The organism is Pseudomonas palmensis (assembly GCF_049942755.1).
Lineage (GTDB): Bacteria > Pseudomonadota > Gammaproteobacteria > Pseudomonadales > Pseudomonadaceae > Aquipseudomonas > Aquipseudomonas palmensis.
Genome location: NZ_CP187958.1, coordinates 1,492,639 through 1,510,283, shown reverse-complemented (window position 1 = coordinate 1,510,283; position 17,645 = coordinate 1,492,639). Strand labels below are relative to the sequence as shown.

At 65.3% G+C, this 17,645-nt stretch carries 17 protein-coding genes; 8 read left to right on the top strand and 9 right to left on the bottom strand.

Annotated elements, in window-relative coordinates; translation table 11 throughout:
- Positions 1 to 19 precede the first annotated feature (19 nt).
- Positions 20 to 625 carry a CDP-alcohol phosphatidyltransferase family protein gene (locus tag ACPRTJ_RS06910; RefSeq protein WP_054916548.1) on the bottom strand — a complete coding sequence of 202 codons (606 nt, stop codon included), beginning with the start codon at positions 623 to 625 and terminating at the stop codon, positions 20 to 22.
- Positions 626 to 666: 41 nt separating this feature from the next.
- On the bottom strand, positions 667 to 1,605 hold the full coding sequence (locus ACPRTJ_RS06905; RefSeq protein WP_426428453.1) for a LysR family transcriptional regulator: 939 nt from the start codon (positions 1,603 to 1,605) through the stop codon (positions 667 to 669).
- A gap of 77 nt (positions 1,606 to 1,682) precedes the next feature.
- On the opposite strand from ACPRTJ_RS06905, the gene ACPRTJ_RS06900 reads away from it, so the two are divergent.
- Complete coding sequence (locus ACPRTJ_RS06900; protein WP_088513834.1) at positions 1,683 to 2,447, top strand: sulfite exporter TauE/SafE family protein; 765 nt, start codon at positions 1,683 to 1,685, stop codon at positions 2,445 to 2,447.
- Here the strand turns inward: ACPRTJ_RS06900 and ACPRTJ_RS06895 are convergent.
- A complete protein-coding gene (locus ACPRTJ_RS06895; protein WP_043860704.1) occupies positions 2,437 to 2,751 on the bottom strand; it encodes a putative quinol monooxygenase in 315 nt (104 codons plus the stop codon). The genes ACPRTJ_RS06900 and ACPRTJ_RS06895 overlap by 11 nt on opposite strands.
- A gap of 186 nt (positions 2,752 to 2,937) precedes the next feature.
- Between ACPRTJ_RS06895 and ACPRTJ_RS06890 the strand changes: the two genes are divergently transcribed.
- From ACPRTJ_RS06890 to ggt, 3 genes are all read left to right on the top strand, one after another.
- Complete coding sequence (locus ACPRTJ_RS06890; RefSeq protein WP_054916551.1) at positions 2,938 to 3,528, top strand: NAD(P)H-dependent oxidoreductase; 591 nt, start codon at positions 2,938 to 2,940, stop codon at positions 3,526 to 3,528.
- A 67-nt stretch (positions 3,529 to 3,595) separates the two neighbouring features.
- Positions 3,596 to 4,492: a LysR family transcriptional regulator gene (locus tag ACPRTJ_RS06885; RefSeq protein WP_054916552.1), complete on the top strand. Its 897-nt coding sequence runs from the start codon at positions 3,596 to 3,598 to the stop codon at positions 4,490 to 4,492.
- A gap of 80 nt (positions 4,493 to 4,572) precedes the next feature.
- The gene (gene ggt, locus ACPRTJ_RS06880) at positions 4,573 to 6,240 is read left to right on the top strand and encodes a gamma-glutamyltransferase (RefSeq protein ID WP_043860701.1); all 1,668 of its coding nucleotides are present in this window, start codon (positions 4,573 to 4,575) and stop codon (positions 6,238 to 6,240) included.
- Positions 6,241 to 6,337: 97 nt separating this feature from the next.
- Here ggt and ACPRTJ_RS06875 read toward each other — a convergent pair whose 3' ends face one another.
- Complete coding sequence (locus ACPRTJ_RS06875; protein ID WP_043860700.1) at positions 6,338 to 8,245, bottom strand: methyl-accepting chemotaxis protein; 1,908 nt, start codon at positions 8,243 to 8,245, stop codon at positions 6,338 to 6,340.
- 195 nt (positions 8,246 to 8,440) lie between these two features.
- Entirely contained in the window at positions 8,441 to 9,325 is an 885-nt protein-coding gene (gene ypfJ / locus ACPRTJ_RS06870; RefSeq protein WP_043860699.1) for a KPN_02809 family neutral zinc metallopeptidase, read from the bottom strand.
- A 193-nt stretch (positions 9,326 to 9,518) separates the two neighbouring features.
- Between ypfJ and pcaH the strand changes: the two genes are divergently transcribed.
- On the top strand, positions 9,519 to 10,238 hold the full coding sequence (gene pcaH / locus ACPRTJ_RS06865; protein WP_043860698.1) for a protocatechuate 3,4-dioxygenase subunit beta: 720 nt from the start codon (positions 9,519 to 9,521) through the stop codon (positions 10,236 to 10,238).
- 11 nt (positions 10,239 to 10,249) lie between these two features.
- Positions 10,250 to 10,855, top strand: a complete 606-nt coding sequence (gene pcaG / locus ACPRTJ_RS06860) for a protocatechuate 3,4-dioxygenase subunit alpha (protein ID WP_426428449.1) — start codon at positions 10,250 to 10,252, stop codon at positions 10,853 to 10,855.
- Between the two features lie 6 nt (positions 10,856 to 10,861).
- On the opposite strand, the gene ACPRTJ_RS06855 is transcribed toward pcaG, so the two are convergent.
- The 3 genes from ACPRTJ_RS06855 to ACPRTJ_RS06845 all read right to left on the bottom strand — a co-directional run bounded on the left by ACPRTJ_RS06855 (position 10,862) and on the right by ACPRTJ_RS06845 (position 14,119).
- The gene (locus tag ACPRTJ_RS06855) at positions 10,862 to 11,332 is read right to left on the bottom strand and encodes a hypothetical protein (protein ID WP_078481789.1); all 471 of its coding nucleotides are present in this window, start codon (positions 11,330 to 11,332) and stop codon (positions 10,862 to 10,864) included.
- A gap of 100 nt (positions 11,333 to 11,432) precedes the next feature.
- Complete coding sequence (locus ACPRTJ_RS06850) at positions 11,433 to 12,344, bottom strand: LysR family transcriptional regulator (RefSeq protein WP_078481788.1); 912 nt, start codon at positions 12,342 to 12,344, stop codon at positions 11,433 to 11,435.
- 56 nt (positions 12,345 to 12,400) lie between these two features.
- A complete protein-coding gene (locus tag ACPRTJ_RS06845) occupies positions 12,401 to 14,119 on the bottom strand; it encodes an FAD-dependent oxidoreductase (protein WP_426428446.1) in 1,719 nt (572 codons plus the stop codon).
- 170 nt (positions 14,120 to 14,289) lie between these two features.
- Between ACPRTJ_RS06845 and ACPRTJ_RS06840 the strand changes: the two genes are divergently transcribed.
- Together ACPRTJ_RS06840 and ACPRTJ_RS06835 are read left to right on the top strand one after the other, a co-directional pair.
- Positions 14,290 to 15,066: an IclR family transcriptional regulator gene (locus ACPRTJ_RS06840; protein ID WP_043860693.1), complete on the top strand. Its 777-nt coding sequence runs from the start codon at positions 14,290 to 14,292 to the stop codon at positions 15,064 to 15,066.
- Positions 15,067 to 15,211: 145 nt separating this feature from the next.
- Entirely contained in the window at positions 15,212 to 16,033 is an 822-nt protein-coding gene (locus ACPRTJ_RS06835; protein ID WP_078481786.1) for a sugar phosphate isomerase/epimerase family protein, read from the top strand.
- 41 nt (positions 16,034 to 16,074) lie between these two features.
- On the opposite strand, the gene ACPRTJ_RS06830 is transcribed toward ACPRTJ_RS06835, so the two are convergent.
- Positions 16,075 to 17,415 (bottom strand): MFS transporter, encoded by a 1,341-nt coding sequence (locus ACPRTJ_RS06830; protein ID WP_043860691.1) that lies wholly within the window; start codon positions 17,413 to 17,415, stop codon positions 16,075 to 16,077.
- Positions 17,416 to 17,645: the final 230 nt, after the last annotated feature.

Here is a 17,645-nt window from a genome sequence, read left to right as displayed (position 1 = left end):
TTATCTGGCTCGGAGGGCTTCAGCGGGGTTGCGCCAGGCCTCGGCTCACCCGGTTGTAGAGGGTATGAAGCGACAGCAGCAGCACCACCAGCAACACGCCGTTGAGCCACGCTGCGCTCAGCAGGCCGGTGGCCACGCCGGCACCGAGCACACCGAACACGAAGGCACGGTCGCTCTTGCCCATCGGGCCGTCATAACGGCGTTCGGCGCCTACCAGGGGGCCCATCACCCCGGCGTATTCGCTCACCAGCGCGGCCAGCACCACAATCACCACCAGCGCCGGCGACACGCCCGGCAGCAGGGCGAAGGGCAGGTACAGTGCGCTGTCGGCGACCACGTCGCACAGCTCGTTGAGGTAGGCACCCAGGCGTGACTGCTGGCCGAATTCCCGGGCGAGCATGCCGTCGATGGCATTGAGCGCCATGCGCAGCAGCATCCAGGCCGGCACCAGGGCGAACAGCCAGGTGATGTGCGGTGCGGCGGCCAGCAGCAGGCCGAGCGCCACGCTGACCGCCGCGGCGGCGACCGTCACCTGGTTGGCAGTTATGCCGCGCTCGTACAGACGCTTGACCATAGGGCGCAGTAGCGCCTGGAAGCGCGGTTTCAACTGGTAGATCGACGGCACGGAAAACTCCCTTTACGGCTCGTAGGCACGGCATTGTCTTGTTACATAGCGGTGCGCGAAGGCGATTGTGGGTGGATTGTCCCTGCCGGGGCAATAGCGCCTGCCCACAAGCTTTGCAGAAGTGTGCGCGTGTGCCCGGGAAGCGCCGAAAAATTGCGGCTGCACAGGCGCAGCTGGCGTTGTGCCCAGGGTTCGTCCAGCGCCAGGCTGTGCAGCGCCAGCACCCCTTGCCAGCGTTGCACGGCAGCCTGCGGCACGATGCCCAGGCCTGCGCCATGGGCCACCATGCGGATCACCCCGTCGAAGCCTTCGGCACGTACCCGCACCTGCAGCCGGCGCCCCAGGTGCAGGGCCTGTTCCTCCAGGTACAGGGCCAGGGCGCTGTCTGCCTGCAGCCCGACATGGCCATGTTCAAGGGTGTCGGCAAAGCGCAGGTGCGGGTGGCTGGCCAGCGGGTGATCCGGCGCCATGATCAGCACCAGCGGGTCGTCGCGAAACGCCACGCTCTGCAGGTGCTCGCTGGCCACGGCATTGGAGATGATGCCCAGGTCGGCCTCGCCCTGGGTGATCGTCTGCACGATACGCAGGCTGGGCAATTCGACCACGTCCACGTCGATGGCCGGGTGGCGGGCCAGAAACGTCGCCAGCAGTTCGGGCAGGTACTCGGTCAGCGCCGCGGTGTTGCACAGCAGCCGCACCTGGCCCTGCAACCCCTGGGCATACTGGCCCAGGTCGAATTGCAGCCGCTGCACCTGCTGGCCGATCTGGCGCGCATGGTTGACCAGGGCCTGGCCGGCGGCCGTGGGTTGCACGCCGCGCCGGTTGCGCTGCAGCAGCGGTACGCCCAGCGAGCTTTCCATGGCGCGAATGCGCGCGCTGGCCGCCGGCAGCGACAGGTGGCTGCGCTGGGCGCCGGCGGTGATGTTGCCGCACTCCACGGTGTGCAGAAACAGTCGTAGGTCAATCAGATCGAAATGCATGAGCCTCTGCCTGGGCAATAGTCTGGCTCAGTATATGGCAACTGTTCAGGGACGTGCGGGCAGGGCAGCATGGGCCCATGACTACTTTGTTCGGCTTCTATCAGGCTATCGGCCCGGCGCTGTCGCTGCTGGTTGTGCTTACCTTCGTGCTGGCAGGCACGGTCAAGGGCGTGATCGGCCTGGGCCTGCCCACCGTGGCCATGGGGTTGCTGGGGCTGGCTATGTCACCGGCGCAGGCTGCCGCGCTGCTGATCGTGCCGTCGACGGTCACCAACCTTTGGCAGCTGGCGGCGGGTGGCCACTTGCGTGCGTTGCTGCGCAGGCTCTGGCCGATGCAACTGATGATCTTCATCGGCACCTTGCTGGGCAGTGTCTGGCTGGGCATCGACAGTGGCGCGTGGGCGGCGCACGCATTGGGCGTGGCGTTGCTGGTGTATGCACTGTACGGCCTGTGCCACCCAGGCCTGCACCTGGCCCCCCGCCACGAGCGCTGGCTGGGCCCGCTGTGCGGGTTGGTGACGGGCATCATCACCGCCGCCACCGGGGTGTTCGTGATACCGGCCGTACCGTACCTGCAGGCCCTGGGCCTGCACCGTGAACAGATGGTGCAGGCGCTGGGCCTGTCGTTCACCGTCTCGACCCTGGCGCTGGCCGTGGGCCTTGCCGGGCAGGGCGCACTGGGCGGCGAGGCGCTGGGGGCCTCGCTGGTGGTGCTGATACCGGCATTGCTGGGCATGTGGCTGGGCCAGTGCCTGCGTCAGCGCATCAGTGCCGTGCTGTTCAAACGCTGCTTTTTCATCGGCCTGGCGCTGCTGGGCGCCCATCTGGCGCTCAACGGCTAGCCGAGGACGGGCTGAGCATCTCGATCAACTGGATGTCGAAGTCGCGCTCAAGGTATTCCATGCGCCGCTCGGCAAACTGCTGCATGTGCGGCAGCGCCGAATGCACATCCAGTGCGGCCTTGCTGGCCCAGATTTCGTAGAACACGAACAGGCTTGGGTCCTGCCGGTCGCGCAGCATGTGGTACTCGATGCAGCCGGGCTCGGCACGGCTGGGTTCTACATAGCTGCGAAACAGCGCCTCGAACTCCTCGGCTTTTTCGGGGCGGGTCTTGGCTTTGAGGATGAAACCGTAGGGTTCGCTCATGGGGAGGCTCCTGTAAAAAGTGAGCCAATCTTATTTCAACAATAAGCGCTCAATTCGTGCTTTTTGGTCAAAAGCGTTTTGCCCGCGCGAGGGTATTTCCGCTGCGCTGAACTGATTAATCTGCCGCCATCACATTCACCGGGCCGCCCCTTCTGTTGGCCGCCCCGAACACACATGAGGCAGATGATGAAGAAGATCCTGTTGCTCAACGGCGGCAAGCAGTTCGCCCACTCCGATGGCCGCCTGAACGAGACCCTGCACGAGGCCGCGCTGGCGTTTCTCGACCGCGCCGGTTTCGACGTCAGGAGCACCTACATCGATGGCGGCTACGACGTTGCCGAAGAAGTGCAGAAGTACCTCTGGGCCGACGTGGTCATCTACCAGATGCCCGGTTGGTGGATGGGCGCGCCGTGGACCGTCAAGCAGTACCTGGACGAAGTGTTCACCGCCGGCCACGGCAGCCTCTACGCCAGCGACGGGCGCACCCGCTCCGATGCGTCGAGCAAGTACGGCAGCGGCGGCCTGATCCAGGGCAAGCAGTACATGCTGTCGCTGACCTGGAACGCACCGCAGGAAGCGTTCGACGATCCGGCGCAGTTTTTCGAAGGCAAGGGCGTGGACGCGGTGTACTTCCCGTTCCACAAGGCCAACCAGTTCCTGGGCATGAGCGGTCTGCCGACCTACCTGGCCACCGACGTGATGAAGAACCCCAACGTCGAGGCTGCCGTGGCCGGCTACGAGCAGCACCTGGCCCGGGTTTTCCACACTGGCGCCTGATGAAGGGTTGCGCGGGCAACGCCAAGCGGCTATCTATCACGGCTGAACGCCACACCAGGGAACAGCCGTGAAAGCCAGGTCCGATGAATTGCAGATGTTCGTCTCGGTCATCGAGTGCGGCTCTATTTCCGCCGCCGCCGAACAGGGCGGGCAGACCCCGTCGGCCATCAGCCGCAGCCTGTCGCGGCTGGAGGCCAAGCTGGGCACCACGCTGATCAACCGCACCACGCGGCGCATGGACCTCACCGAAGAGGGGCGGTTTTTCTTCGAGCGTGCCAAGGCCATCCTGCAACAGATGGACGAACTCGAAGAGCGCCTGAGCCTGCACCGCCAGACCCCGTCCGGGCGCCTGCGCATCAATGCGGCGGCGCCGTTCATGCTGCATGCCATCGTGCCCTGGGTGGGGGAGTTCCGCCAGCTGTACCCGGATATCCAGCTGGAGCTCAACACCGACGACCTGATCATCGACCTGCTCGAACAGAGCACCGATATCGCCATCCGCATCGGCGAGCTGGCCGACTCCAGCCTGCACGCCCGCTCGCTGGGGTGCAGCCCGCTGCATGTGCTGGCCAGCCCCGCGTACCTTGCGCGGCGCGGTACGCCACGGCATGTGGAGGAACTGGCCGGGCATTCGCTGCTGGGCTTCACCCAGACCGAAACCCTCAATCACTGGCCGCTGCGCCACACCGAAGGCGACCGCCTGGCGATCCGCCCCGACCTGTGCGCCTCCAGCGGCGAAACCCTGCGCCACCTGGCGCTGGCCGGCGAAGGCATCGCCTGCCTGTCGCACTTCATGACCCACGAAGACCTCCAGGCCGGCCGCCTGCAACTGGTGCTAGCCGAGGCCAACAGCGGCTATCGCCAGCCGATCAACGCGGTGTACTACCGCAACTCGCAACTGGCCCTGCGTATCCAGTGCTTTCTGGATTTCATCCAGCACAAGCTGTCGATCTACGCCTGCTGAAAACCGCAGGCGGCATTTGAAAAATCCCTGGGCATGCGCCTTAATGGTTGTTCGATAAAAACAACACCAAGGAAACCCGCATGCGCACTCTGATGTTTCGAACGCTGACCTTGAGCGCTGCGATCGTCGCCAGCTCATCAGCCTATGCCGTGACGCTGGACGGCGGCGCGGTGGCCGCGCCCGATCAATATGGTGCACAGGTCGCCGCCGACATCCTCAAGAAGGGCGGCAACGCAGTGGACGCCGCGGTGGCCACTGCCTTCACCCTGGCCGTTACCTACCCCGAGGCCGGCAACATCGGCGGCGGCGGTTTCATGACCCTGTACATGGATGGCAAACCCTACTTCCTCGACTACCGTGAAGTGGCGCCCAAGGCGGCCAGCCGCAACATGTACCTGGACGACAAAGGCGAGATCATCGAGAACCTCAGCCTGGTGGGCGCCCGGGCCGCCGGGGTGCCGGGCACGGTGATGGGCCTGTGGGAGGCGCACCAGAAGTTCGGCAAGCTGCCCTGGGCCGAGCTGCTGACCCCGGCGGTGGGCTACGCGAAGAACGGCTTCAAGATCGCCGCCAAGCAGTACCAGTACCGCGAAGATGCCCAGGGGCTGTTCAAGGACAGCACCAACTTCAACGACTATTTCGGCAGCATGAAGGTGGGCGAGACCTTCAGGCAGCCCGAGCTGGCGCAGACCCTGGAGCGCATTGCCGACAAGGGTGTGAGCGAGTTCTACCAGGGCAAGACCGCCGACCTGCTGGTGGCGCAGATGCAGGCCGACAAGGGCCTGGTCAGCAAGGAAGACCTCAAGGACTACAAGGCCGTGTGGCGTGAGCCGATGGGCATCGAATGGCGTGGCAACGTGGTCTACACCGCGCCGCTGCCCAGCTCGGGCGGCATCGCGCTGGCGCAGTTGCTGGGCATCAAGGAAAACCGCGCAGCCGACTTCAAGGGTGTCGAGCTGAACTCGGCACGCTACATCCACCTGCTTTCGGAAATCGAGAAGCGTGTGTTCGCCGACCGTGCCGACTACCTGGGCGACCCGGCGTTTTCCAAGGTGCCGGTGGCGCAGCTGATCGCCAAGGACTACCTGGCCAAGCGCGCGCAAGAGGTCAACCCGACCGCCATCTCCGACACCGCCAAGGTGCGCCCGGGGCTGGAGCCGCACCAGACCACGCACTTCTCCATCGTCGACAAGCAGGGCAACGCGGTCAGCAACACCTACACCCTGAACTGGGACTACGGCAGCGGCGTGGTGGTGAAGGGCGCGGGCTTCCTGCTCAATGACGAGATGGACGACTTCAGTGCCAAGCCGGGTGTGGCGAACGCCTTCGGTGTGGTCGGTGGCGATGCCAATGCCATCGAGCCGGGCAAGCGCATGCTGTCGTCGATGGCCCCGAGCCTGGTGACCCGCGATGGCAAGGTCACGCTGGTGCTGGGTACGCCGGGTGGCTCGCGGATCTTCACCTCGATCTTCCAGGTGCTCAACAACCTGTACGACTACAACCTGCCGCTGGAGAAGGCGGTGGCGGCGCAGCGTGTGCACCACCAGTTGCTGCCCAAGGACACTATCTACTACGACGCCTATGCGCCGCTCGATGGCAAGGTGGCCGAGGAACTGAAGAAGATGGGCTACACCCTGGAGGACCAGGGCTGGGAGATGGGCGATATCCAGGCGATCCGGGTGACGGGTTCGGCGCTGGAAACCGCGTCTGACCCGCGTGGACGCGGGGTGGGGCAGGTCGTCAAGTAAGGGCTGACAGCATCGCGGGCCAAGTCCGCTCCCACAAGGTTTCGCTGAACCTGGTGGGAGCGGGCTTGACCCGCGATGGTTACGCCGTCCGATGCGGTCAGACGCGGAAGTGGCTGACCAGCATCTGCAACTGATTGCCCAGGCGCGCCAGCTCGACGCTGGATGCCGCCGTCTCCTGGCTCGCCGCCGCCGTCTGCTCCGACACATCACGCACGTTCAGGATGCTGCGGCTGATCTCTTCGGCCACCGCGCTCTGCTGCTCGGCCGCCGCAGCGATCTGCTGGTTCATCGACTGGATGTTAGACACCACGCGGGTGATGTTCTCCAGCGAGGCACCCGCCTTGCGCGTCAGCTCCACGCTGCTGTCGGTCAGGCTGCGGCTGCCATGCATCACGTTGGCCACCTGCTGGGTGCCGCTTTGCAGGCCCGCCACCAGCACCTCGATTTCCTCGGTGGACTTCTGGGTGCGCTGCGCCAGGCCGCGCACTTCATCGGCCACCACGGCAAAACCACGCCCGGCTTCACCCGCCCGTGCCGCTTCGATCGCGGCGTTGAGCGCCAGCAGGTTGGTCTGTTCGGCCACCGACTTGATCACGTCCATCACGCTGCCGATCTTCTGGCTTTCCTGCTGCAACTGGCCCATGGCCTCGGTGGAACGGTTGACCTCGACCGCCAGGCGCTCGATCTGCGCGATGGCCTGGGCCACCACCTGGTCACCGGCGCGGGCCTGGCCGTCGGCGTCGGTGGCGGCCTCGGACGCCTGCTCGGCATTGCGCGCCACTTCCTGCACGGTGGCCGCCATTTCGTGCATGGCGGTGGCCACCTGGTCGGTCTCGACCTTCTGGCTGTTGACCCCGGCGTTGGTCTGCTCGGTGACCGCCGACAGCTCTTCGGCCGCGCTGGCGATCTGGGTCACGCCGTCACGGATGCCGCCGATCAGGTCGCGCAGGGTTTCGCCCATGCGCTGGATGCCTTGTTGCAGCACGCCCAGTTCGTCACGGCGGGTGACGCGCAGGGTGTGGGTCAGGTCGCCGGTGGCGATCTTCTCCACCACTTCCAGGGTTTCGCGCAGCGGGCGGGTGATCTGGCGGGTGATGATGATCGCCGCCAGCACGCCGAACAGCAGCGCCGCCAGGGTGCTTGCCAGTTGCCAGGTACGCGCCTGGGCACTTTCGAGGTCGCGACGTTGCAGCTGGATGGCGTACAGCTCATCGCTCAGGCGCACGATGTCGTAGCCCTGGGTGGTCATTTCCTTGCGCGCCTCGCCGATCGCCGTGTTGGCGGCCTTGAAGCTGCGCACCGCTTCGGCGTAGTGCAGGGTGGCGGCCTCGAGCGGTCGGGCACGAGCATCGGTGGCGGCCAGCTGGCGGGTTTCGGCCAGGGTGGCGTCGAGCTGGCGGGCGGCGACCTGTTCGGTTTCCGGGGTGAGGTCGGCGATGTAGCCGCGCACCTCGAAGCGGGCCAGCAGCAGGTGCTGGCGTACGGTGGTCAGGCGCTTGAGATGTTCCAGGCGCTCGCTGTCACTCTGGCCAGAGGACAGGCTGTCGGCCAGCAGGGTTTCCATCAGGGCACCGGCCTCATTGGCGGTAACGCCCATGCTGCGGCGCGCTTCGCCACCCTGCTTGTAGGCGCTGCGCATCTTGGCCAGGGACACCTCGTAGGCGGCGACCACCTGCGCCTGTTCGCGCAGCAGCTTGACGTTCTCCGGGCTCTTGAAGGTGTTCAGCAGGTTCTGCTGGCGGGCCTTGAAGGTATCCAGCTTGGCCTGGACATTCTGCGCGAGCTTGTCGTCACCGTCGGCAATCATGTACTGCAGGCGGGCGATGCGCAGTTCGGTGAGCTCGTTGTTGAGCTGGGTGATGTCGCTCATCCAGTTGCTGCGGTCGATCAGACCGCCCAGGCTGGTCCAGCCGGTCAGGGCCAACAGGCCGGTCAGCAGCAGCACCAGGCCGAAGCCCAGGGCGAGTTTCAGGTTGACGCTGATATTGGCAAACCAGCTGTTCATGCGATCCCTCCAGGATTCTGTGCGCTCTTTGATCTAAATCGCTGGAGGTTGTTTTTCTTGGAGGCCAGCTGACGTGAGCTGCCTTTATCGGCGGGATGTTGCAGAGCTGAAACGCTTTTTCTCTAATTCCGACGAAAACCATCAACAAAATGTTTAGGGTGTTTGCGCCAGGCCGCAAACACCCCATTACAGGCGTCAGAGTCTGCTGGCGCCAAAGGTGTCGCACTGGTTGAGGTCGCCCTTGGCGAAGCCGGTCTTGAACCAGCGCACGCGCTGCGCGGAAGTGCCGTGGGTGAACGAGTCGGGCACCACGCGGCCCTTGCTCTGCTGCTGCAGGCGGTCATCGCCGATCGCGTTGGCGGCGTTCAGGGCCTCTTCGATATCGCCCGGCTCCAGCCAGTTATGGCGTTGCTGTGCCTGGTAGGCCCACACGCCGGCCAGGCAGTCGGCCTGCAGTTCCTGACGTACCAGCAGGCCGTTGTCGCCTTGCAGGCGCTGGCCGCTGCGACGGGCCTGGTCGATCCTGGCTGACACCCCCAGCAGGGTCTGCACATGGTGGCCGACCTCGTGGGCGATCACGTAGGCCTGGGCAAAGTCGCCCGCTGCCGCGAAGCGGGTTTCCATCTCCTTGAAGAAGCTCATGTCCAGGTACACCTGCTGGTCGGCCGGGCAATAGAACGGGCCGGTCGCCGACGAGGCAAAGCCACAGGCGGAGTTGACCTGACCGCTGAACAGCTTGAGGGTCGGGTCCTTGTACTGGCGCCCGGCCTGGGCAAACAGGGCGCGCCAGGTGTCTTCGGTGTCGCCCAGGATGCTGGCGACGAACTCGGCCTGTTCGTCGCCGGCCGGTGGTGCCTTGCGCTCGCCGGTGCTTGCCGGCGCGCTCTGTTCGCTCATCTGCCCGCTCAGTTGGCCAAGGATCTGCATCGGGTCCTGCCCGGTCAGCAGGCCGATCCCCACGATCAGTACCACCGCCGTCAGGCTCAGGCCCTTGCCGCCCAGGCGCATGCCACCACCACCGCCGCCTTCACCGCGAGCGTCGACCACGTTGTCGCTGCGCCTGCCTTTTCGCCAGAGCATGAGCGTTCTCCCAAGCTTGAAATATGAAGATAAAGATTAGTCCACCCGGCCCGGCGGCGTCAGCGCTTTGGACATAACCATACGGTTATGGGTTCAAGGATTCTTTTCAATGTTCGCCGGTGCATGCCTCGGCCACACTGCCCATCACTCCTGCCCGTACAGGCCTCCAAAAATCCAATAAGAGGAGAACGGCATGTCTGCACAAGACACCAGTCGTTTCGTTATCCGTGATCGGAACTGGCATCCGAAAGCCCTTACCCCCGACTACAAGACCTCCGTCGCGCGCTCGCCTCGCCAGGCGCTGGTGAGCATTCCACAGTCCGTCAGCGAAAGCACTGGGCCGGATTTCTCCCACCTGAAATTTGCCGAGCACGACAATGACCTGCTGCTGAACTTCAACCACGGCGGCCTGCCCATCGGCGAGCGCATCATCGTGGCCGGGCGCGTGTGCGACCAGTATGGCAAGCCGATCCCGCACACCCTGGTCGAAATGTGGCAGGCCAATGCCGGCGGCCGCTATCGCCACAAGAACGATCGCTATCTGGCGCCGCTGGACCCCAACTTCGGGGGTGTGGGGCGCGCGCTGACCGACAGCGAGGGCTACTACAGTTTCCGTACCATCAAGCCGGGCCCGTACCCGTGGCGCAACGGCCCCAACGACTGGCGCCCGGCGCATATCCACGTGTCGATCAGCGGCCCGTCGATTGCCACGCGTCTGATCACCCAGCTGTACTTCGAAGGCGACCCGCTGATCCCGATGTGCCCGATCGTCAAGTCGATCGCCAACCCGGACGCGGTACAGAGCCTGATCGCCCGGCTCGACATGGCCAATGCCAACCCCATGGACTGCCTGGCCTACCGCTTCGACATCGTTCTGCGCGGCCAGCGCAAGACCCACTTCGAAAACCGCTGAGGAGCCCCGCCATGCCTATCGAACTGCTGCCGGAAACCCCATCGCAGACCGCCGGCCCCTACGTGCACATCGGCCTGGCCCTGGAAGCGGCCGGCAACCCGACCCGTGACCAGGAAATCTGGAACCGCATGGCGCGCAGCGATGTGCCCGGCGAGCACATCCTGCTGATCGGTCACGTCTACGACGGCAACGGCCACCTGGTGCGCGACTCGTTCCTGGAGTTCTGGCAGGCCGATGCGGCCGGGCAGTACCACAGCGAATTCAACCTGGAACAACCGTTCAACAGCTTCGGACGCACCGCCACCACCTTCGATGCCGGTGAGTGGACGCTGCAGACGGTCAAGCCCGGTGTGGTCGCCAATGCCGCCGGCGTGCCGATGGCACCGCATATCAATGTCAGCCTGTTCGCCCGCGGCATCAACATCCACCTGCACACGCGGCTGTACTTCGACGACGAGGGCCAGGCCAATGCCAAGTGCCCGGTGCTCAACCTGATCGAACAGCCGCAACGCCGCGAGACCTTGGTCGCGCGGCGCTGCGAAGTGGATGGCAAGCTGGCCTACCGTTTCGATATCCGCATCCAGGGTGAAGGCGAAACGGTGTTCTTCGATTTCTGAGGCCGCCTAGCGGGGCACCGGGTTCAGGTCGAAGTGGTTGCGCTGGTACTGGAACAGCAGGCAAGGCTCCTTCTTGGCGGTCATCTTGCAACCGCTCTCATGTTCCAGCCCGGCCGGCAACTGGTAGTACGAACCGGCCGGGTACTCGGTCTCGACCAGCTTGCCGTTCTTGTCCTTGATGCGGGCGTAGAACACGCCGCTCATCACCACGGTCGGCAACGTCTCGGTGTGGGTGTGGTAGCCATTGTCCACACCGGGACGGAAACTGACGAAGGCCTCGTAGGCGCCATTGCCCAGGATGTCGCCCTGCACGTTGGCGTAGGTGACGTTGTTGTTGGTGCCCGGTACCACTTTCCAGGTCAGCGCATTTTTCGGCAGGGAGATGAGTGGGGCGGTGCAGTAGCAGACCGCAGCCACGGCGGTAGTGGCGCAAGCTGCCAGCAGCAAGCCGGCGGCGGTAACTCGAAGTGCTTTCATGGTTGAAACCCTCTGATGAACAATCGAAAGAAGGTTAATCAAACAACGAACGCACAAATACGGCAGAAGCAGCCCAGAACCTGTGTGCTTCTTGCACAGATCACATCTTGATTTCCCATCGTGGTTCAGCGTAGTACGCCCGCGCATACTCGACCAATGCCCGAACCTTGGGCGCCAGATAGCGGCTTTGGGGGAACATCGCGTACACGTGCCGGGAGGGCTGCTGCCATTCGGGCAGCACCTGTACCAGGCGCCCGTCGAGCAGGGCGTCATGCACGATGAAGCGGTCGAAGCTGGCGATACCCAGGCCGGCAATGGCCGCCGCACGCAACGCCATCGGCGAGTTGGCGCTCAGCCGGCTGGGCATTGCCACGTCCAGGCGCTGCCCGTCGGGCCCCTGCAGGCTCAGCCGTTGCGGCTGGGCCAGGCGGTTGTAGCCGAGCAACGCATGCTCCCCCAGGGTGTGCGGTTCGATGGGGGCCGGCCAGCGCTGCAGGTACGCGGGGGCGGCTACCAGCACGACTTCGCTGACGGCCAGTTGCCGGGCCACCAGGTTGGAGTCGGGCAGGTGGGTGGTCACCCGCAGGCACACATCGACCCCTTCTTCGAGCATGTCCACAAAGCGGTCGGTGCAGATGAGCTCCACCTGCAACTGGTCGAAGCGCTCGACGAAGTCCGGTAGCCAGCGCCCCAGCTCCAGTTCACCGAATGCCGTGGCCACGCTCAGGCGCAGGGTGCCTGTGGGTTGCTGCTGGTGTTCGGAAATCTCCAGGCTCATGGCTTCGAGCTGCTCCAGCACCTGCACGCAATGGCGGTAGCACAGTGCGCCGGCTTCGGTGACGTGCAGGCGCCGCGTGGTGCGGCTGAGCAACTGGGTGCCGAGGTGGCGCTCCAGGTTCTTGACCTGGCGCGACAGCACGGTGTGCGATTGCCCGGTCAGGGCGGCAGCGGCGCTGAAACCACCACTCTCTACCACGCGGCGAAACGCCTGCATCGCGCTGATCTGGTCCATGGTCGGCTGGCTTTCATGAAGGAGTCGGGTCGCCAGTCTAGCAGCAGCCGGCGCGCCTACTCGTAGGCACTGACCCCGGCAATGTGCCGCCCGGCGATGTAGCCGAAGGTGGTCGCCGGCCCCAGATTGATCCCCCCCGCCGGGTAATGCCCGCCCATGATGCTGAGCATGTCGCTGCCGGCGGCATACAGGCCGGCAATCGGCTGCTGCTGTGCATCCAGTACCTGGGCGTGGGCATTGGTCCTGAGCCCGGCAAAGGTGCCGAAGCAGCCCGGCTCCACCTTCACCGCATAGAACGGCCCCTGCTCGATGGGCGCCACGCACGGGTTGGGCCGGTGCAGCGCATCGCCCTGCTTGCGGTTGTAAGGCGTGCTGCCACGGCCGAACTGCGGGTCTTCGCCGTGGCGCGCATGGCGGTTGTAGTCGCTGAGCGTGGTACTCAGGCCCTGGGGGTCGATGCCGCAGGCGATGGCCAGCGCCTCGATGCTGTCGCCGCACTTGAGGTAGCCGCTGCGAATGAAGGGCGCCACCGGCAGTGGGAAGGGCCGGGAGATGCCCAGGCCGTAGCGGCGCTGGAAGGCGTGGCTGCAGATCAGCCACGAGGCCACCTGCTCGCCGGGCGCGTTGGCGACCATTGCACTCACGTAGTCGTAGTAACCGTTGGCTTCGTTGACGAAGCGCTTGCCGTTGGCCAGCACACCGATGATGCCGGGCTTGGCACGTTCGATGATGTGCGGGAAATGGCCGAAGCTGCCGTCCTTGTACGGCACTTTCGACACCGGGGCCCAGGCCACCGGGCTTGCCAGGTCGTCGACCACGTGTGCGCCCACGCTCTCGCCCAGGCGCAGGCCATCGCCGCTGGCGCCCAGCGGCGGCAAGGCCAGGTGCTCATGCCCGGTGGGGGTACGCGGGAACAGCGCCTTGCGCCGCTCGATATCGTTGGGGAAGCCGCCGGCTGCCAGCACCACGGCCTTGCGCGCATGAATGCTCACGTCGCCGTTGGCCGTCTGCACCACCGCCCCCGTCACCCGGCCAGCGTTGTGCAGCAGGCGCTGCGCCGGGGCCGATGCCCACAGCAGCACGCCGAGGTCTTCGGCCGACTTGGCCAGGCGCGCGATCAGGGCCACGCCGTTGACCAGCTGCATCGCCCGGCCGTAGCGTGCGAGGTCGAGCAGATGGCGTGCCAGGCGCTTGCCCACATGCAGCAGCGAGCGCCACGAACGGGTCAGGGTGAGAAAGGCGGTAAGGTCCTTGCCGGCCATGATCGGCATGCCCATGAATGAGGTTTCGCGCATCGTGCGGCGCAGCTGCCTGAGCAGCTTGCCGACCTTGCGCCCGTCATACGGTGCGGCGATCACCGAGCGCCCGCCCGTGCCGGCCCCGGGCGTGTCGCCGTGGATATCGGCAATGCCGTTGCCGTCGGCGAACTGCAGGGCGGTATGGCGTTCGAAGAACGACACCATGTGGGGCGCCGCCTCCAGGAACGCATCGATCATCGCCGGTTCGAAGCGTTCGCCCAGTTCGTGTTGCAGGTAGGTGCGCGGCAGCGAACGGTCCTCGACGATGCCGGCGCGCTGTGCCAGCGGGTTGCACGGTACCCACATCCAGCCGCCGGACCAGGCCGTGGCGCCGCCGAACACCGGGTCCTTTTCGACCACGATGACCTTCTGCCCGTGAAAGGCGGCGGTCACCGCGGCGCTCAGGCCGGCAGCGCCGGAGCCGATGACCAGGACATCGCAGTCCAACGGGCGGGAGGTAGGGGTGTGGGCAGTCATGCTGGGTCCTCGCAGTGCGCGCAATTATTATTTTGGAACGAAGTTCCATATTCTATGATTGCACGTCGGCTGCCAAGGCCGTCGCCTGCAAAGTTGGGCGAAGATCGAACAGTGGTTTGCGCTTTGCCCGGCGCTCTTTAGAATCGGCGAAATTTTCAGGGACCGTGACCATGGCCGGCAGTCAGATCGAACGTGCTTTCAGCCTTCTCGAAAGCCTCACCAGCGAGCCGCGCGGGCTGCCGATGCAGACCCTGGCCGAGCAGCTGGACATCCCCAAGAGCGCGACCCATCGCATGCTCGCCGAGCTCATGCGCCTGGGCTACGTGCGCCAGAACCCGGAAAACAGCCGGTACCTGCTGAGCACCAAGCTGGTGGGCATGGGCTTTCGCTACCTGGCCCAGAGCGGTGCCGACATCGTCCAGCCGATTCTCGACCAGTTGGCCGCGCAGACCGGCGAGCTGGTGCGGCTGGGGATCATCGACGGCGAGCGCCAGGTGTGGATCGCCAAGGCCCAGGGCGCCCGCTCCGGCCTGCGCTACGACCCGGACATGGGGCGTGAGGCGCCATTGTTCTACAGCGCGTCGGGGCATGCCTGGCTGGCCAGCCTGAGCGATGCCCAGGCGTTGCTGCTGGTGGAGCGCCAGGGCGTGGGCCGGCGCGAGGACTTCGGGCCGAACGCGCCAGCTTCCAATGCCCAGCTGCTGGAACGCCTGCGCATGGCGCGGGAACTGGGTTATGCGTGGGTGGTGGAGAGTTCGGCGCTGGGTACGTCGGCGTTGGCGGCGGTGGTGCGACACCCGCAGGATGGGCATGTGGTCGGGGTGTTGAGCGTGGCCGGGCCGACCGCGCGCCTGAACGAGGCGCGCCTGCACGAGCTGGCGCCGGCGTTGCTGGCGGCGGCGGCCGAGCTGTCGGCGGCCAGCCCGGCGTCGGAGCTGTTTGTCTAGACGCTTCGCTGGCAAGCCAGCGAAGCGGCCCTCAGGCAAACAAAGGCAGTTTTGCGGAGCGCAAAGCTGTTTTTTTTGTACTTGCATTGAAATTGGAACTAAGTTCTAAATAATGCAAATACAACAACGCACCCGAGACTCCTCCATGAACCCACGTGTCATGTCCCTGGCCGCCCTCACTGTCCTTGAGCTGTCCCCACCCCGGATGGTCGAAGTCGCCGCCCGGGCCGGCTACAGCCATGTCGGCCTGCGCCTCGAGCCGGCCACCCCCGAAGAGCATCACTTCCCGCTGGCAAGCGACGCCGGCCTGCGCCGGCAGACAGCCGAGCGCCTGCGCGACACCGGCATCCGGGTGCTCGATGTGGAGATTCTGCGGCTCAAGCCCGACACCCTGGTCGCCAACTTTGAGGCCCTGCTCGCGGTGGGCGCCGACTTCGGTGCCAGTGAGCTGCTGGTTGCCGGCAACGACCCGGATGAACAGCGCCTGACCGACAACTTCGCGGCGCTGTGCGACCTGGCCGCGCCGTATGGCCTGCACCCGCACCTGGAGTTCATGCCGTGGACCGATGCCAAGGACCTGACCCAGGCCACCCGCATCGTCGAAAACGCCGGGCGCGCCAACGGCTGCGTGCTGGTCGATGCCTTCCACTTCGATCGCTCGGCGTCGCGCCTGGAAGACCTGCGCCGCCTGCCGGTCTCGCGCATCCGCTACGCGCAACTGTGCGACGTGGCGGGCCCGCGCCCCGACGACATGGCCGAGATCCTGCGTCAGGCGCGTAACGAGCGACGTTTTCCCGGGGATGGGGAGTGCGACCTGAACGGGTTGCTGCACAGCTTGCCGGCCGACCTGCCGCTGAGCCTGGAGATCCCCACGCGCCAGTTGCTGGAGCAGGGGGTGAGTGCGCTGCAGCGCGCGCAGTGGGCGCTGGAGAAGGCCCGCAAGGTAATGAACGCCGGCTCCCTGTAGGAGCCAGCGTTGCTGGCGAAGGGCTGCATTGCAGCCCGGGCTTACGCCTCGACTGTCGGGATCCTGCGCGGTGCCATGAAATACATCCACAGCAGCGCGATGAAATACATCGCCGGAATCATGGTGAACAGCACGGTGTAGTTGTTGTTGGTGCTGGTCAGCACATGCCCCACGATCTGGGTCATGAACATCCCCCCGGTGGCCGCGCACATGCCGCCAAAGCCGAACACGGTGCTCATCATGTGCTTGGGCGTGTAGTCCATCACCAGGCTCCAGATGTTGGCGGTCCAGGCCTGGTGCGCGGCAATCGCCAGGGAGATGGCCAGTACCGCCACCCACAGGCTGCTGGCGCCTGCGGCGAAGATCACCCCGACGATGGTGGTGGCGAACAGCAGCATCGACAGCAGCCGCGCCTTCACCGGCGCCATGCCGCGGCCGATCATGAACGAGGACAGGATCCCGCCACCCACGCTGCCGAAGTCGGCACTGAGGTAGATCACGATCAGCGGGATGCCCATCTGCGTGACGCTGATGCCCAGGTTGTACTGCTGGTTCAGAAACGGCGGCAGCCAGTACAGGTAGAACCAGAACACCGGCGCGGTGATCGAGTAGGCCAGGGCAAAGGCCCAGGTGCCACGCATGCGCAGGATACGGGTGAACGGCACGGCCGCCTGTTCAGGCTCGACCTCGCTCTGGATGTACGCCAGTTCCGCCTTGCTCACGCTCGGGTGGTTTTCCGGGTTGAAGTACTTCAGGCCCCAGAACGTGGCCCACACCAGGCCCAGCGCGCCCATGGCCATGAACGCCGCCTGCCAGCCCCACACAGTGAGGATCAGCGGCAGCAGCATCGGGGTGAACATGGCGCCGACGTTGGTGCCGGCGTTGAAGATGCCGGTGGCCACCGCCCGCTCGCCCGCCGGGAACCACAGCCGGGTGGTCTTCACGCAGGCCGGGTAGTTGGCCGCTTCGGTCAGGCCGAGGATGAAGCGACAGACCATGAAGCCCACCGCCGAGGTGGCCAGGCCGTGGGCGCCAGTGGCCAGGCTCCACAGCAGCACCGCGCAGAAGAACACGCGCTTGACGCCGATGCGGTCGATCAGCCGGCCCTGCAGCACGAAGCCGATGGCGTAGCCCACCTGGAACCAGAAGTTGATGTTGGCGTAGTCCATCGCCGTCCAGCTCATTTCCTTGGCCAGGATCGGCTGCATCACGCCCAGTGCGGCGCGGTCGATGTAGTTCAGGGTGGTGGCGAAGAATACCAGCGCCAGCATCACCCAGCGGGTCTTGCCGACGCCCATGGCGCCACGGATCTTGTCGCCGATGCCGGCGTGCGGGGTACTGGCCGATGGCTGGGCCAGGGGAGTGCTTTGGCTGTGGATCATGTGGTGATTACCCGTATTTTTATGTTTATGGGTCAAGCCAGGATGACACGCGGTACACCAGTCGACTACGGCAGGTTCGTCGGTGCTTTTGGCAAGATGCTCATCTGCCTGGTGGTAAGAAATGGTGCGCATTGGTCAAAAAAGGGTCAATTGATCTGGGCGGGTACTGGGCGATAATCGCACACAAAACTAACCAGTTCGTACCTTTTGATTGAGCTAGGATAAACCCC